Raw genomic sequence first — 16,341 nt, 5'->3', positions numbered from 1 at the left:
CGGCCCGTGAGGTGCGCACAAGCAGGTTTCGAGTTATCCGGGGATGTGATTTTCTATTAACATAGAGGAGCTTGACTGCATCGGCAAGGGTGGACGGTGGGGGTGGTGGCGATGGCTCGTGCGGGGCGGTACCGCTGGTTGCGCCGGATCGAGACGCTCGATCCGGTCCGCGACCACCACGAGATCTACCGGCTCTCCGCCGGGTACGAGTTCCCCTTCGACTACCAGCGGGCGCTGGAGCTGGCGCTGCTGCGCACGTACTGCGTGCCGAGCATCTCCGCGCTGCTCGACGCGACCGGCGAGTTCCGGCTGCGGGCGCAGCAGCGCTACGACGACACCGCGCTGCTGATGGCCGAGCTGCTGGAGCACGGTTACGACTCACCGCGCGGCCGGGAGGCGCTGCGGGTGGTCAACCGGGCGCACGGCCGGTTCGCGATCTCGAACGACGACATGCGGTACGTGCTGTCCACGTTCGTCTACGAGCCGATCGACTGGCTGGACCGGTACGGCTGGCGCCCGCTGCACGAGCACGAGCGGCTGGCCGCGTTCCACTACTACCGCGCGGTCGGCGCGCGCATGGGCATCCGGGACGTCCCGGCGGACTTCGACGCGTTCCGCGCCTTCAAGGACGCGTACGAGCGGGAGACGTTCCGCCGCACGCCGAGCAACGAGCGGGTCGCGTCGTACACGCTGGATCTGTTCGCGTCCTGGTACCCGGCACCGCTGCGCCCGGCCGCGCGGCTCGCGGTGCGCGCGCTGCTGCCGCCCGAGATGCGGGCCGCCTTCGGGCTGCCGGCCGCGCCACGAGCGCTGACCGTGCTGGTCGGCGGCGCGCTGCGCGCCCGGGCCGCCGTGGTGCGGCTGCTGCCCGCGCGGACCGTGAGCCGGCTGACCCGCGCGCCGCGCAACCGCACCTATCCCGGCTACCCGCGGGGGTACCGGCCCGCCGACCTCGGCGCGCCGCCACCCCCGCCCGGCATCGACCCGGCGCTACTCCGCGACGGGCTCCGCCACCGCGTCGCCCGACCGGTAGAGGGCGTCGATCCGGTCTCCGTACCTGTCGACGATGACCCGGCGCCGTAGCTTCAGCGTCGGGGTCAGCTCGCCCGACTCCGGCGTCCACGCCGACGGCAGCACCTGGAACGTCTTGACCTGCTCGGGCCGGGCGAGCCGCGCGTTCGCCGCGTCCACGGCGGCCTGGATCTCGGCCAGCAGCACCGGGTCCGAGGCCAGGGCGGGCAGGTGCGGGTCGCTGACGCCGTGCGTGCGCGCCCACTGCGGAGCGACCTCCTCGTCCAGCACGATCAGCGCCGTGACGTACGGCCGCCGGTCGCCGATCGCGACCGCCTGACCGATGAGCGGGTGCGCCCGCAGCAGGTTCTCGATCTGCGCCGGCGAGATGTTCTTCCCGCTGGACGTGATGATGAGTTCCTTCTTGCGGTCGGTGATGGTGAGGAAGCCGTCGTCGTCGAGCGTCCCGACGTCGCCGGTGGCGAGCCAGCCGTCCGCGTCGACGACCGGCTCGACGCCGCCGTCCTCGCGCAGGTAGCCGGAGCACACCAGCGAACCCCGGACGAGGATCTCGCCGTCGTCGGCGAGGCGTACCTCCATGCCCACGTTCGGGCGGCCGACCGTGCCGGTGCGGAAGCGGTCGGGGGTGTTGAGGGTGGCGGTGCCGGTGGTCTCGGTCAGACCCCACACCTCCAGCACGTCGACGCCGAGCCCGGCGAGGAACCGCAGCACGTCCACCGGGATCGGGGCGGCGCCGCTGCCGGGCCAGGTCATGTTCTGCAGACCCAGGGTGGCCTGCAACGGCCGCAGCACGGTGTCCCGGGCCTGCGCCACCCGGGCGGCCAGTTCGGCCGGCACCGGCTCTCCGGCCGCGCGCAGCTCGTACGCCTCCAGTGTCACAGCGCTCGCGGCGGCGACGGCGGCGCGGACCGCGGGGTCGGCGGTGGCCAGGTGGGCCTGGACACCGGCGGCCATCTTCTCCCAGACCCGCGGCACCCCGAAGAACGAGGCGGGGCCGACGGTGCGCAGCGCCGCGACGAGCTGCGTGGCGTCGGGGCAGATGGTCACGTGCCCGGCGCGGTAGATCGGGTTGTAGATGCCGAGGAACCGTTCGGCGATGTGCGCGAGCGGCAGGTAGGCCACCGTCGGCGCGTGGTCGGGGACGGACACCATCGCGTCCAGCGCCACCGCCTGGTAGATCACGTTGTGGTGGCTGAGCACGACGCCCTTCGGGTTACCGGTCGTGCCGGAGGTGTAGAGCAGCGTCACCGGCTGCTCGGGCCGGATCGTGCGCCAGCGCCGCTCGAAGGCGTCCGGGTCCGCCTCGCGGGCGGCCCGGCCGAGGGTACGCACGCGCGACAGCGGCACCGCGTCGCCGGCCGGTTCGGCGGGCTCGTCCACCAGTACCACCCGGAGCAGGTCCGGCAGCTCGGCCAGGATCGGCCGCCAGCGCTCCAGCTCGGCCGGCCCTTCCAGCACGAGCACCTGGGCGGCGCTGTGCCGGGCCAGGTAGCGCATCTGCTCGGCGCTGAGCGTCGGGTAGATCGTGGACGGCACCGCGCCCAGGTGGACCGCGGCGAGGTCGACGAGCCAGTGCTCGGTGCGGCCCGCCATCATGATCAGCATGTGCCGCCCGGCTTCCAGGCCGATCTCGGCCAGGCCGGCGGACAGCTCGGCGACCTCGTCGCGCAGCTGGGCCCAGGTGCGGGTGTCGTCGCGGCCGAGCGTGGTCAGGGCGGGCCGGTCGGCGTACTCGGTGGCGTTGCGGTGCAGCAGCGCCGGGACGGTCAGGTCGGCGGCTTTCTTGGCGCAGTCCTCGGCGAGGACGTGGGCGGGGTCCATGGGCTACTCCTTCACACGCAACCGGGCCTGGTGGTGGCAGGGCTGGCCGCACCCCTCGCCGTGGTGCCCGCGCGGGTTTCCGCAGCCGATGGCAGCACTGTAAACGAGGGTTAACTTTCTGGGAAGGAGTGGCCGTGATCCGGCGCGGCATCGCGCCGTGACGGCGACCTGGCGACGAACGCCGACTAACCAAACGGTTCGCCGGTCACTGCGCGGTCCAGCCACCGTCCACGTGCAACACGCTGCCGGTGACGTAGCTCGCGGCGTCCGAGGCCAGGAACAGCACCGCGCCGACCACCTCCTCGGGACGGCCGAACCGGCCCATCGGGATGCGGTCGCGCAGCCGCTTCGACCACTGCTCGTGGCCGCGCAGCCCTTCGGTCATCGGCGTCTCCAGGTAGCCGGGCGCGACCGCGTTGACGCGTACGCCCGCCGCCGCCCACTCCAGCGCCAGCGTGCGGGTGAGCTGCTCGACGCCGCCCTTGCTGGCGCTGTACGCGGCCAGGCGCGGGAAGCCGACCTGACCGTGCACGGAGGACATGTTGACGATGCTGCCCGTGCCCTGCTCGACCATGAGCGCGCCGGCCGCGCGAGCGCAGACGAACACCCCGGACAGGTTGGTGTCGATCACCTGCTGCCAGTCACCGAGGCTGAGCCGCTCGCTGCGGTGCAGCGCCGGGCTGATGCCGGCGTTGTTGACCAGGACGTCGAGCCGCCCCCACCGCCGCCGCGCCAGGGCCACCACGGCGTTCGCGGCCGACTCGTCGGCGACGTCCCCGGCGACCACCTCCGCCGTGCCGCCGCCGGCCGCGATCCGGTCGCGCACCTCGTCCAGCGCGTCCGTCCGCCGGGACTGGAGGATCACCGACGCGCCGGCCCGGGCCAACCCCTCGGCGATCGCCGCGCCGACGCCCTGACTGGCGCCGGTCACCCACGCCACCCTGCCCGACAGCATCCCCTCGACCAGCGCCACCGTGGACTCCCCTCATCGCGAAACATCGACAGTTGTCGTCATGAGCCTTGTGGACACCGTTACCACGTGCTCTCATGTGATACACGGGCGCAACATTTGTTTCACCGTATCAGCGGCCTCGACCCCGAGGAGTGAACGTGGAACCGGTAAGCAGGCGCAAGATGTTGAAGGCCGGTGGGGCACTGGGCGCGCTCGGCGCGCTCAGCGTCGCCGCGCCGGCACAGGCCCGGTCGGCGTGGACCTGGTCTCCGACCGGATCAGTGGCCGGCGCGGGCGCGGGCGTGGACCCCCGCTGGGTGTGGGACGAGGAGGCCGACCCGCTCGTCGCCTCGCTCCTGGACCGGGGCGAGGCACCACTGGTCAACCAACTGCTGCGGACGTGGACGAAGAACGGCCAGCCGCTGCCCTCCGGCCTCCCGGCGGACGTCCGCGCGTTCATCGAACGCGCACGCGTGCTGCCGTCCTGGGTGGACCAGGGCAAGCTGGCCACCGCCGTGCGCTTCAACGAGAAGCGCGGCCTCTACCTCGGCGTGCTCTACGGCCTGGCCAGCGGCATGATGAGCACAGTCATCCCGAAGGAGGCGCGCGCCGTCTACTACTCCAAGGGCGGCGCGGACATGAAGGACCGCATCTCCAAGACCGCCAAGCTCGGGTACGACATCGGCACCGCCAACGCGTACCAGCCCGACGGCTCGATGATCGTGACCGCCGTGAAGACCCGGCTCGCGCACGCCGGCGTGCGTCACCTCCTGCCGCAGTCGCCCGACTGGGCCGACGTCGCGCCCGAGGACATCCCGATCAGCCAGCGGGACATGATGGTCACCTGGCACAGCCTGCCGACCACAGTCATGCGGAAACTGACCGACTGGCGGGTGCCGATCCCCGCCGCCGAGTCGACGGCCTTCCTGCACCTGTGGCAGGTGGCCGCGCACATGCTCGGCATCAGGGACGAGTACATCCCGGCCACCTGGAGCGAGGCGAACTCCCAGGCCGGCGAGGTCCTCGACCCGATCCTCGCGCCCACCCGCGAGGGCAACGCGCTCGCCGACATCCTGCTCGGCCTCGGCAAGGAGATCGACGCCGGGCTGCTCAGCAAGCCCATCCTCGGCTCGTTCACCCGGTTCATGCTCGGCAACCAGATCGCCAACTGGCTGGAGATCCCGCGCGACCTGCTCTGGGACACGCTGCTGCGGACGAGCTGGGGCCCGTTCATCGCGGTCCGGGAGGCGCTGCTGCCGTTCCCGCTCGCACCGGAGTGCTACTGGCTGTTCGACGAGTTCCTCCGCAAGCTCGCCCTGCTGTTCCTGTCCGAGGGGCAGTCGATAAACATCGAGATCCCGCTCGGCAACCGCGAGTTCTGACCACTGGGCCGCGGTGAGCACCATGACCGCGCCCCTCCCCCCGTTCCTGGGGTACGTGCTGGCCGCGCCGGTCCTCGTGGCCGCTGCCGAACTCACCGCCGCATACCCGGCCGCCCGGACGCCGTCGCCCGACGTGGCCGGGCTGCTCGGACTCGGCGAGATCATGACGGCGGCGGCCCTGCCCGGGGCGGCACTGATCTCCGTCGAGGTCGGCGCGGACGGGACCGTCTCGTTCACGCTGCCGCCGGACCGGTACGACGGCGACACGGCGGCCGCCGAACTGATCGCCGACGGGCTGTCGGTGCCGCGCCGGCGCGTCCGCGTGCCACCACCACGGCCGGCAGCGGGCCGGACGCGTGGCGCACCCCATCCCGCCGCCGGAACCCGTACCCCGGTCCGGGTCGCCGTCGCGGTGGCCCGGCGGCGGCTGCTGGAGGCCGCGTCGGCGACGCTCGGCACGCCCGTCGGCTGCCTGCGGCTGGCCGGCGGCGCCGTCACCGACCGCGCGGGCCGCCGCCTCGACATCGGCGCGCTGGCCGCCACCGCCGCCAGCAACAGCACGATCGCCGTGGCTGTCGACCTCACGCCACGGTGACCGGCGCCGCCGATTCAACGGCCCGCTACCGGGTAGCAGTCCGATGGACGGCACCGGAGAGGGGACATACAGGCATGAAGGCACTGACCTGGCACGGCAAGCGGGACGTCCGCGTGGAGGACGTCCCGGACCCCCGGATCGAGGAGCCGACCGACGCGATCGTCCGGATCACCTCGACCGCCATCTGCGGTTCCGACCTGCACCTGTACGAGGTGCTCGGGCCGTACCTGAAGCCCGGCGACATCCTCGGGCACGAGCCGATGGGCGTCGTCGAGGAGGTCGGGCCCGGGGTGACCCGGCTCAAGAAGGGCGACCGGGTGGTCGTCCCGTTCAACATCTCCTGCGGCTCGTGCTGGATGTGCGAGCGGCAGCTCTACGCGCAGTGCGAGACCACGCAGGTGACCAGCCAGGGCAAGGGCGCGTCCCTGTTCGGCTACACCTCGCTGTACGGCTCGATCCCCGGCGGCCAGGCCGAGTACCTGCGCGTGCCGCAGGCCCAGTTCGGCCCGATCACGATCCCGGACAGCGGCCCGGACGAGCGCTGGCTCTACCTCTCCGACATCCTGCCCACGGCCTGGCAGGCGGTGAAGTACGCGGACGTCCCGCCCGGCGGCACGCTCGCCGTGTTCGGGCTCGGCCCGGTCGGGCAGTTCAGCGCCCGGATCGGCCGCCACCTGGGCGCCGGCCGGGTGATCGGGCTCGACCTGGTGCCGGAGCGGCTGGAGATGGCCCGCCGCCACGGCATCGAGGTGCTCGACGTCAGCCAGCTCGACGACGTGCCCGGCACGCTCATCGACCTGGTCGACGGACGCGGCCCGGACGCGGTGATCGACGCGGTCGGCATGGAGGCGCACGGCGCGCCGCTGGGCAAGATGGCCCAGACCGCCGCCGGGCTGCTGCCGGACAAGCTGGCCCAGGCCATGACCGACAAGGCCGGCGTGGACCGGCTCGTGGTGCTGCACGCCGCGCTCAAGGCCGTGCGGCGCGGCGGCACCGTGTCGATCTCCGGCGTGTACGGCGGCGAGCAGGATCCGATGCCGCTGATGGAGATGTTCGACAGGGGCATCCAGCTGCGCATGGGCCAGTGCCACGTGCGGCGCTGGGTCGACGAGATCATCCCGCTGCTGGAGCGCGACGACGACCCGCTGGGCGTGGAGGACCTGCGGACCCACCGGCTGCCGCTGACCGACGCGCCGCGGGCGTACGAGATGTTCCAGAAGAAGGAGGACGGCTGCGTCAAGGTCGTGCTCGCGCCGTGACCCGGACGGTGGTCGTCACCGGCGCGACCAGCGGGATCGGCCGGGCGACCGCTCTGGAGCTGGCGGGCCGCGGGGACCGGCTGGTCCTCGCGGCCCGCTCCCCCGCCACGCTCGACGAGGTACGCGACGAGTGCCGGGCGGCCGGCGCGCGGGCGATCGCCGTACCGATGGACGTGACCGAGCCCGGCGCGGTGGCCGCGCTCGCCGACGCGGCGCGGGCCGAGTACGGCCGCGTCGACGCCTGGGTGCACACCGCCGCGGTGATGTCCTACGGCCGCTTCGACGAGACCCCGGCCGAGGTGTTCGAGCAGGTGGTCCGCACCGACCTGCTGGCCGCCGCGGCGGTGGCCCGGGAGGCGCTGCGCCGGTTCCGGGCCAACGGCGGCGGCACGCTCGTGCTGACCGGCTCGGTGCTCGGGCACATCACCGCGCCCTACATGAGCGGCTACGTGGCCGCCAAGTGGGGCCTGCAGGGACTGGCCCGCACGCTCCAGCAGGAGGCGCGGGAGACACCCGGCGTCGCGATCTGCCTGGTCAACCCGGGCAGCGTCGACACGCCCGTCTACCGGCAGGCGGCCAACTACCTGGGCCGCGTCGGCCGGCCGCCGCCCCCGATCGCCTCGCCCGAACGGGTGGCGCGGGCCATCGTCGGATGCCTCGACCGGCCCCGCCGGGAGGTGTCGGTGGGCCGGCTCAACGTGGTCATGCGCTTCGGCTTCACCGTCCTGCCCGGCGTGTACGACGTGCTGGTCGGTCCGCTGATGCGCCTGGCCGGGCTGACCCGGACGCCGGTCGCCGCGCACCAGGGCATCGTGTTCACGCCCAACCCGGCCGGTGAGGCGGTCCGGGGCGGATGGCTGCCCGACGTGTCCCAGGTGGTCCGGGCCGTGGGCGGACGCGCGGCCACAGTGGCGTCCGCGGTGCGCCGCCGGCTGCCCTGACCGTCGCGGGGGGGGTGGCTGTCGCGCGGGCGGGCCGTCGCGTGGGCGGACCGGGACGACTGTGGTTACCGTGTACGACGGGACACGGCGGAGGGGACGAACATGCGGGAACCGACGGGGCTGGAACCGGACCGGACGCGCGGCGGGCGGGTGTGGAAGCTCGCCGGGCTGGCCGCCGTCGCCGGGCTGGCCTGGGCGGCGCGGGACGTACCGGCGCAGCTCGGCGGTCGGCTCACCGGCACCCGGGCGGAACGGGCGGCCCGGTCACCGCGCTTCCGCGACGGCACGTTCCACAACCCGGCCGGCGCCAGCGCCACGATGGTCGCCGACCCGGGCCGCAACCTGCTCCGGGAGCTGGTCTTCGGCAAGCAGAAGCGGCGGCCGGGCAGCCCGGTGCCGCTGCTGCGCCCCGGCGCCGCGCCGGCCGCCGACCCGGCCCGCGAGCTGAACGTCGTCTGGTACGGCCACGCCTCCACGCTCGTCGAGATCGAGGGGCACCGGGTGCTGCTCGACCCGGTGTGGAGCGACAGGTGCTCCCCGTCCGGGCTGGTCGGCCCGCGGCGCATCCACGAGCCGCCGGTCCGCCTCACCGACCTGCCCCCGCTCGACGCGGTGCTGATCTCGCACGACCACTACGACCACCTCGACATGGAGACCGTCCGCACGCTGGCCGACCTCCAATCCGCGCCGTTCGTGGTGCCGCTGGGCGTCGGCGCCCACCTGGCCCGCTGGGGCGTACCCGAGCACCGCATCGTCGAGCTGGACTGGGCGGAGAGCCACCGGGTGGGCGGGCTGACGCTCACCGCCACCGCCGCGCAGCACTTCTCCGGGCGCGGCCTGCGCCGCGACGGCACGCTGTGGAGTTCCTGGACGATCACCGGGGCGCACCGGAAGGTCTTCTACACCGGCGACTCCGGCTACTTCGACGGGTACGCCGCGATCGGCGCCGAGCACGGCCCGTTCGACCTGACGCTCATGCAGATCGGCGCGTACGACAGGGCGTGGCCGCACATCCACATGTTCCCGGAGGAGGCGGTCGCCGCCCACCTCGACGTACGCGGCGGACTGCTGGTGCCGGTGCACTGGGGCACGTTCAACCTGGCCCTGCACGACTGGTCCGAGCCGGTGGACCGGCTCTGGGCCGAAGCGAAGGCGCGCGACGTCCGGCTCGCCGTGCCGCGTCCCGGTGAGCGGGTGGTGGTGGACGAGCCGCCGGCGGTGGACGGGTGGTGGCAGGCAGTCGCCTGAGACGCGCCGAAAAAACCGGACAAGGCATTCTTCTGCGCATATTTGCGTACTCTGTTCGCTGACGAGTCAGCGGCCGGAGGACAGCATGCAGGTTCGCCTCTCCCCAGGCGTGGAAGATCTCCGTACACCCAACCCGCCGACGGGCGGCGCCGCGGCCGTCAAGCGGGGTGTCGACGTCCTCGTGTCGGCCACGGCCCTGCTGGTGGCGGCGCCGGTCCTCGCCGTGGTCGCGGTCGCGGTGCTGCTCGGGATGGGCCGCCCGGTCATCTTCCGGCAGCGGCGGATCGGCCGGCACGGCCGGGAGTTCACCATCCTGAAGTTCCGGTCCATGGCGGGCGGGGGCGACGGCTTCTCCCCCGGCGACGACCAGGCGCGGCTGACGCCCCTGGGGCGGTGGCTGCGGGCCACGAGCCTGGACGAGCTGCCCAGCCTCTGGAACATCCTGCGCGGTGACATGAGCCTGGTGGGCCCGCGCCCGTTCCCGACCAGCTACCGCGACCTCTACACACCGCAGGAGTTCCGCCGGCACGACGTCCGGCCCGGCCTCACCGGGCTCGCGCAGGTCAACGGCCGCAACGCGCTGGGCTGGGCGGAGCGTTTCGCCTACGACCTGCACTACGTGGAGCACTGGAGCCTGCGGCTGGACGCCCGCATCCTGGCACGGACCGCGGTCGCCGTGCTCCGGCGGCAGGGCATCAGCGCGCCCGGCGCCGCCACCGCGCACGAGTTCCGCGGCACCGCCTCGGAGCAGGCCGTGGCGGCGACCGCGGGAAGCGGGTCCCGGTGAGCCTCGACCTCGTCGTCGTCGGGTGCGGCGGCCACGGCCGGGAGATCGCCCAGATCGTGGCGGCGGTGAACGAGTCCGCGGCCCGGCCACCCTGGCGGCTGGCCGGCTTCGTCGACGACGACCCGTCCGAGTCGAACCGCAAACGCGCCGAGGCGTGCGGCGCCCCGTTCCTCGGGACCCTGGCGGCACTCGGTCAGCTGCCGCCGGAGACCCACGTCGTCATCGGGGTGGGCGACCCACGGGTCCGGCAGAAGGTGGCCGCGCGGATCGACACGTACCGCAGGCCGGCGGCGAGCCTCGTCCACCCGGACGCCACAGTCGGCCCGGACCTGGTGTCGGCCGAGGGTCTCGTGGTGTTCGCCGGTGGCCGGATCACCACGAACGTCACCGCCGGGCGGCACCTGCACGTCAACCAGAACGCCACGCTCGCGCACGACTGCGTGGTCGGCGACTACGTCTCCCTGCATCCGCTCGCGGCCGTGTCGGGCGACTGCCGCCTCGGCACCGCCGCGCTGATCGGCGCGGGCGCCGTGGTGCTCCAGGGCCTGCGCGTCGGCGCCGGGGCGACGGTCGGCGCCGGCGCGTGCGTGGTGCGCGACGTGCCGGCGCGGACAGTGGTCAAGGGCGTGCCGGCGCGCTGAGCGGTCCTCAGAGCACGAAGGCGTCCGTCCACAGCGCCCCCGAGCGGCCCGACAACGCGTCCAGCATCGCCACCGCCTGACCGTCGGTGAGCTGCGCGACGAAGTCGATGATGGCCCGGCCCCGGGCCCGGCCGATCCGGTCCGGGGTACGCGGGTGCAGCTCCGCCTCGGCCAGCTCCACCAGGTCGTGCAGCCGGCGCGGCAGCCGGGACTCCTCGTCCGGGTCCAGCAGCCACTCCCAGAGCGCCTCCACCAGTGTGCCCAGCAGCCGGGCCTGGCCGCGCTGGTGCAGGGCCAGGTCCGGCCGGGCCAGCACGAACCGGTGGTGCACGAACTTGAGCACCTGCACCTCGTGCCACTGCGCCTTCGCCAGCAGCACGTAGCCGGAGCGGACGTCCGGGTCCGGCGTCACGGTGATGGCGTCCACAAAACGGGTGGACCAGCGGGCGGAGAACCGGGCGACGTACTGCTCCGCCTCGATCGAGCCGTCGAACGGCAGCGCCAGCAGCCCTTCCACCAGTTCCTCGCGCACATGCTCGACCGCGTCGGCGAACGCCTCGTCGTCGGCGATCCAGCCGTCCTTGCGGTGCAGTTGCCGGCGCAGCCGCTCGATCGCCGCGCCCGGCCGCCGGCCCGCCGCCTCCAGCGCCGAGGCGGTGATCGACCGCAGGTGCCCGCACTCGCGCTGCCAGGCCATCAGTTCGGCCGCCACGGTGCCCTGCTGGAGCACCCCGACGCGGTAGAAGTCCTCCACGTCGTGGATCGCGTACGCGATGTCGTCGGCGGTGTCCATCACCGACGCCTCGGGGGTCTGCTGCCAGTCCGGGATCCGCCCGGCGAACGGCTCCCGCGCCTGGCGCAGGTCGTCCAGCTCGGTGCGGTACGCGCCGAACTTCACCGAACCGCTCTCCGGGTCCTCCGGCGGGGCCGCCGCGCCCCGGGGCGCCGGTTCGAGGTGGCGCGGGTGCGGGTCGGGATGGTCCAGCCGGGTCCACGGGTACTTCAGCATGGCGGCCCGGACCGCGGCGGTCAGGTCCAGCCCGGTGGTCGCCGCGCCACGGATCTCGGTGCTGGTGACGATCCGGTACGACTGGGCGTTGCCCTCGAATCCGTCGGCCAGCCCGAGCCGCTGCCGGGCCAGCCGGTCGAGCACCCGCTCCCCCAGGTGCCCGAACGGCGGGTGCCCGAGATCGTGCGCGAGCGCGGCGGCCTCCACCACATCCGGGTCGCAGCCGCCGAGCTTGTCCAGCAGGGCCCGGTGCGCCGGATCGGCGGTCAGCCGCTCGGCGATCGCGCGGGCCACCTGGGCCACCTTCAGGCTGTGGGTCAGCCGGTTGTGCACCAGCAGCCCGGATCCGCCCGGGCTGATCACCTGGGTCACGCCGCCCAGCCGCGCGAAGAACGGCGACCCGACGATCCGGTCCCGGTCGGCCCGGAACGGGCCGGCGGCCAGGTCGCCGAGCGCCCGGGCGCTGCCTCCGAAGAGCCGCCGGGCCCGCGGATCCGCAGGTACCTCCATGATCGCCACGCTAGCGCAGCCGTACCGGCCGGCGGGGCGCGACCTGTGCCTAGGCCAGCGGGGGCGCGTCCCCCAGCACCAGACCGGGTGCCGCCGGCAGCCAGTAGCCGAGGTAGGTACCGGCGGTGACCTGGTAGCTCAGGCGCCCGTTCACCCAGGCGCTGGCGCTGATGAACGCGCCCGAGGCGCGCGGGAAGGTGACGGTCTTGGACCCGACGACCTGCCACCTGCTGTCGTACGCGTAGCCGGTGTAGGTCCCGGGCTCGACGGTCAGCAGCCGGGTGGGCGCGTACGTGTGCTCCACGACCTTCCCGGCGAGCCACCGGTTCTGCGCGTCCTCCGCCACGAACATGCCGGCGAACACCCCGTTCGCCATGCGGTAGTGCACGCCCCGGCCGGTCACCCGTACCCGCTGGTCGGCGGTGGCGGTGGAGAACCGGATCAGGTTGATCGACTTCTGCGCGACGACCCGGCCGGCGGCGTCGAACTGGTAGGCGACATGGGAGCCGGGACCGAACCACACGATGCCGTCGACAGGCGGGTACGGGTAGTCGGCGCGCAGCACGTCGGCGTACGCGGCGAACACTCCGGCGTGGGTGAGCTGGTGCAGCGCCAGCATCTGCTGGGTGTGCACCTGGTGGTAGCTCGGGTAGGACCGGGCGCAGCCGACCGAGTACCGGCTGGCCCACTGCGGGACGCGCAGCGTGGCCGGCACGTAGCGCCGCACCGTGGTGGCCGTCCCGTCCATCAGGCTCACCGCCCGGCTGTCCCAGGTGATCCGCCAGTAGTCGTACACGCCATAGAACGCGTAGATCATGCCGTTGAGGACCCGTTCCCCGCGCACACCCGGACTGTCCGGGTACTCCTCCAGCCACAGGTAGCCATCCGTGTCGGTCCAGCTCACCCAGGGCACCCCGAGCTGCGGTCCGAGCGTGAGGCTGAGGAACGTGCGGTCCGCCGCCGTACGCCAGGTGGCGTCGCCGGTCACCTCGTACAGCCGGACGAACAGACTGAGCAGCTCCCCCTGGGCCATGGCGCTGTACCAGGGCGCCTGGAGCACCAGCCCGGTGCACCGGGGCAGGTCGAACGGGTACGAGTACCACCACGCGCCGCGGGACTCCACCTTGCGGTCCAGGTTCCGCCGCGCCTGCGCGATCGCCCGGTCGAGGAAGAACCGGTCGCCGGTGACCTGGTAGGCGTTGAGGTTGTCCAGTCCCCAGTCGGCCTGCACCACCGGGTGGTCGTAGAGGACGCCCTGCCAGGTGAACAGCCGCACGCCGGAGGCGTCGTGCGGCAACGGGTCGGTACGGGGGACGGTCGTCCGCCGCGAGGTCGGTGAGACCGATCCGGGCAGCAGGCGCGGCAGGTAGCCGTCCCGGGCGTACGCGGTGAGCGTCGCGCTCCGCCCGGGGAGTGCGGTGGCGGCCGCCGCGCCGGTCACCGGCGTCCCCGTCAGGCCGACGGCGAGCACCGCCGCCACCCACGCGCGCCAGGACAGCCGGATCCTCATGGGACCTCCAAAGGTCGGGAGTGTCCTCCCATCCCAGCAACCGCATGTCGCTTTTGCCAGCCTCCTTTCATCATGCGTGGAATAGACGCACATAACATGAAACCTCGTGACTGTTACCGACGCACCGGCGGGCGAGGGCGGGCGCGGACGCCGGTCGCGGGCCGGGACGGCAGAATGCACGGGAACCCACCCGAGAAGGCGGATCAGATCGTGACCCAGTCAGTGCACCAGCGCATCGCCGAGGAACTCGGCGTCGCCGAACGGCAGGTGCGGGCGGCAGTCGAGCTGCTCGACGGCGGCGCCACAGTGCCGTTCATCGCCCGCTACCGCAAGGAGGCCACCGGCCTGCTCGACGACGCGCAGCTGCGCACGCTGGAGGAGCGGCTGCGCTACCTGCGCGAGCTGGACGAGCGGCGCGCGGCGGTGCTGGAGTCGATCCGGAGCCAGGGCAAGCTCGACGAGGCGCTGGAGGCGCAGATCCTCGCCGCCGACTCCAAGTCCCGCCTGGAGGACATCTACCTGCCCTACAAGCCGAAGCGGCGCACCCGCGCGCAGATCGCCCGCGAGGCCGGGCTGGAGCCGCTCGCGGACACGCTCCTGGCCGACCCGGCGCAGGACCCGAAGACGGTCGCCGCCGGGTTCGCCGACCCGGACAAGGGCGTCGCGGACGCCGCGGCCGCCCTGGACGGTGCGCGGGCCATCCTGATCGAGCGCTTCGCGGAGGACGCCGACCTGATCGGCACGCTGCGCGAACAGATGTGGTCGCGGGGCCGGCTGGTCTCCCGGGTACGCGACGGCCAGGAGACCGCCGGCGCGAAGTTCGCCGACTACTTCGACTTCGCCGAGCCGTACCCGAAGCTGCCCTCGCACCGCATCCTCGCCATGTTCCGGGGCGAGAAGGAGGGCGTGCTGGAGCTGACCATGGACCCCGAGGGCGACGCCGACGCGGCGACCGGACCGAGCCGCTACGAGGCCGCCGTGGCCGGACGCTTCGGCATCAGCGACCAGGGACGGCCCGCCGACAAGTGGCTGGCCGACACGGTGCGCTGGGCCTGGCGTACCCGGATCCTCATCCACCTCGGCGCGGACCTGCGGATGCGGCTGTGGCAGGTGGCCGAGGAGGAGGCCGTGCGGGTCTTCGCCACCAACCTGCGTGACCTGCTGCTGGCCGCGCCGGCCGGGGCGCGGACGACGATGGGCCTCGACCCGGGCCTGCGGACCGGTGTGAAGGTCGCGGTGGTCGACGCCACCGGCAAGGTGGTCGCTACCGACACGATCTACCCGCACGAGCCGCGCCGGCAGTGGGACGCATCGCTGCACACGCTCGCCACGCTCGCCGCCGCGCACGGCGTCGAACTGGTCGCGATCGGCAACGGCACCGCCAGCCGGGAGACCGACAAGCTCGCCGCAGACCTGATCAAGCGGCACCCGGAGCTGAAGCTGACCAAGGTGGTGGTCTCCGAGGCCGGCGCGTCGGTCTACTCCGCTTCGGCGTACGCCTCGCAGGAGCTGCCCGGCCTGGACGTCTCGCTGCGCGGCGCGGTGTCGATCGCCCGCCGCCTCCAGGACCCGCTGGCCGAACTGGTGAAGATCGACCCGCGGTCGATCGGCGTCGGGCAGTACCAGCACGACCTGTCCGAGGTGAAGCTGTCCCGCTCGCTCGACGCGGTCGTCGAGGACTGCGTCAACGCGGTCGGCGTGGACGTCAACACCGCCTCCGCGCCGCTGCTCACCCGGGTCTCCGGCATCGGCGCCGGGCTGGCCGAGAACATCGTGCTGCACCGCGACGCCAACGGGCCGTTCCGCACCCGCGCCGAGTTGAAGAAGGTGCCCCGGCTCGGGCCGAAGGCGTTCGAGCAGTGCGCCGGCTTCCTGCGCATCCCCGGCGGCGACGACCCGCTCGACTCCTCCAGCGTGCACCCGGAGTCGTACCCGGTGGTGCGCCGCATCCTCTCCTCCACCGGGCAGGACCTGCGCGGCCTGATCGGGAAGTCGGCCATCCTGCGCGGCCTGCGCGCGACCGACTTCGTCGACGAGACGTTCGGCCTGCCCACCGTCACCGACATCCTGGCCGAGCTGGAGAAGCCGGGCCGTGACCCGCGCCCGGAGTTCCGCACCGCGACGTTCGTCGAGGGCGTGGAGAAGATCGGTGACCTGACGCCGGGCATGGTGCTGGAGGGCGTGGTGACGAACGTGGCCGCGTTCGGCGCGTTCGTCGACGTGGGCGTGCACCAGGACGGCCTGGTGCACGTCTCGGCCATGTCGCACACCTTCGTGAAGGATCCGCGCGACGTGGTGAAGTCCGGCGACGTGGTCAAGGTCCGGGTGCTCGACGTGGACGTGCCCCGCAAGCGGATCTCGCTGACGCTGCGGCTGGACGACGAGGCGCCGGCCGGCGGCGGGCGCCCGGCGGGCGGCGGCCAGGGCCGGGGCGGCCAGGGCGGCGGCCAAGGCCGGGGCGGTCAGGGCGGCGGCCAGGGCCGGGGCGGTCAGGGCGGCGGTGGCCAGCGGGGTGATCGGGGCGCGTCGCGCGGCGGCCAGCAGCAGCGGCCGGGGCGCGGTGGCGGCGGTTCCGCCCCGCTCAACGACGCCATGGCCGAGGCGCTGCGCCGCGCCGGGCTGGCCTGATCTCCCGGGCGCGCTGTCGAGCTGAC

General features: G+C 73.4%; 13 protein-coding genes. 9 read left to right on the top strand and 4 right to left on the bottom strand.

The genetic code is table 11. From position 1 onward, the window contains the following. The first annotated feature begins 111 nt into the window (after window positions 1-111). Window positions 112-1,083 (top strand): oxygenase MpaB family protein, encoded by a 972-nt coding sequence (locus NMK34_RS11345; protein WP_318336322.1) that lies wholly within the window; start codon window positions 112-114, stop codon window positions 1,081-1,083. Here NMK34_RS11345 and NMK34_RS11340 read toward each other — a convergent pair. Further along, entirely contained in the window at window positions 991-2,853 is a 1,863-nt protein-coding gene (locus tag NMK34_RS11340) for an AMP-dependent synthetase/ligase (RefSeq protein WP_318333354.1), read from the bottom strand. The two genes, NMK34_RS11345 and NMK34_RS11340, sit on opposite strands and share 93 nt — an antisense overlap. 205 nt (window positions 2,854-3,058) lie before the next feature. Beyond that, window positions 3,059-3,826, bottom strand: a complete 768-nt coding sequence (locus NMK34_RS11335; protein WP_318333353.1) for a 3-oxoacyl-ACP reductase family protein — start codon at window positions 3,824-3,826, stop codon at window positions 3,059-3,061. Between the two features lie 137 nt (window positions 3,827-3,963). Here NMK34_RS11335 and NMK34_RS11330 point away from each other — a divergent pair, with 137 nt between their 5' ends. The 7 genes from NMK34_RS11330 (at window position 3,964) to NMK34_RS11300 (ending at window position 10,658) form a co-directional block, all read left to right on the top strand. Then, the gene (locus NMK34_RS11330) at window positions 3,964-5,187 is read left to right on the top strand and encodes an oxygenase MpaB family protein (protein WP_318333352.1); all 1,224 of its coding nucleotides are present in this window, start codon (window positions 3,964-3,966) and stop codon (window positions 5,185-5,187) included. 22 nt (window positions 5,188-5,209) lie between these two features. Continuing rightward, window positions 5,210-5,782, top strand: a complete 573-nt coding sequence (locus NMK34_RS11325) for an isoquinoline 1-oxidoreductase (RefSeq protein WP_318333351.1) — start codon at window positions 5,210-5,212, stop codon at window positions 5,780-5,782. A gap of 74 nt (window positions 5,783-5,856) precedes the next feature. After that, entirely contained in the window at window positions 5,857-7,041 is a 1,185-nt protein-coding gene (locus NMK34_RS11320) for a zinc-dependent alcohol dehydrogenase (RefSeq protein ID WP_318333350.1), read from the top strand. Next, window positions 7,038-7,982: an SDR family NAD(P)-dependent oxidoreductase gene (locus tag NMK34_RS11315; protein ID WP_318333349.1), complete on the top strand. Its 945-nt coding sequence runs from the start codon at window positions 7,038-7,040 to the stop codon at window positions 7,980-7,982. Before NMK34_RS11320 ends, NMK34_RS11315 begins: the two co-directional genes overlap by 4 nt. Window positions 7,983-8,084: 102 nt before the next feature. Further along, the gene (locus NMK34_RS11310) at window positions 8,085-9,230 is read left to right on the top strand and encodes an MBL fold metallo-hydrolase (RefSeq protein ID WP_318333348.1); all 1,146 of its coding nucleotides are present in this window, start codon (window positions 8,085-8,087) and stop codon (window positions 9,228-9,230) included. A 109-nt stretch (window positions 9,231-9,339) separates the two neighbouring features. Further along, window positions 9,340-10,017: a sugar transferase gene (locus NMK34_RS11305; RefSeq protein WP_318333347.1), complete on the top strand. Its 678-nt coding sequence runs from the start codon at window positions 9,340-9,342 to the stop codon at window positions 10,015-10,017. Next, window positions 10,014-10,658, top strand: coding sequence for a NeuD/PglB/VioB family sugar acetyltransferase (locus NMK34_RS11300; RefSeq protein WP_318333346.1), 645 nt, complete (start codon window positions 10,014-10,016; stop codon window positions 10,656-10,658). The genes NMK34_RS11305 and NMK34_RS11300 overlap by 4 nt, the downstream gene beginning before the upstream one ends. A 7-nt stretch (window positions 10,659-10,665) precedes the next feature. Here NMK34_RS11300 and NMK34_RS11295 read toward each other — a convergent pair whose 3' ends face one another. Together NMK34_RS11295 and NMK34_RS11290 are read right to left on the bottom strand one after the other, a co-directional pair. Next, window positions 10,666-12,177 carry a dGTP triphosphohydrolase gene (locus NMK34_RS11295; RefSeq protein WP_318333345.1) on the bottom strand — a complete coding sequence of 504 codons (1,512 nt, stop codon included), beginning with the start codon at window positions 12,175-12,177 and terminating at the stop codon, window positions 10,666-10,668. Between the two features lie 49 nt (window positions 12,178-12,226). After that, window positions 12,227-13,687, bottom strand: coding sequence for a D-glucuronyl C5-epimerase family protein (locus NMK34_RS11290; protein ID WP_318333344.1), 1,461 nt, complete (start codon window positions 13,685-13,687; stop codon window positions 12,227-12,229). Between the two features lie 210 nt (window positions 13,688-13,897). Between NMK34_RS11290 and NMK34_RS11285 the strand changes: the two genes are divergently transcribed. Further along, window positions 13,898-16,315, top strand: coding sequence for a Tex family protein (locus NMK34_RS11285; protein WP_318333343.1), 2,418 nt, complete (start codon window positions 13,898-13,900; stop codon window positions 16,313-16,315). Window positions 16,316-16,341: the final 26 nt, after the last annotated feature.

The sequence above is a fragment of the Micromonospora sp. BRA006-A genome (assembly GCF_033433935.1).
GTDB classification, from domain to species: domain Bacteria; phylum Actinomycetota; class Actinomycetes; order Mycobacteriales; family Micromonosporaceae; genus Micromonospora; species Micromonospora aurantiaca.
This window is presented reverse-complemented; position numbering and strand designations above follow the sequence as displayed.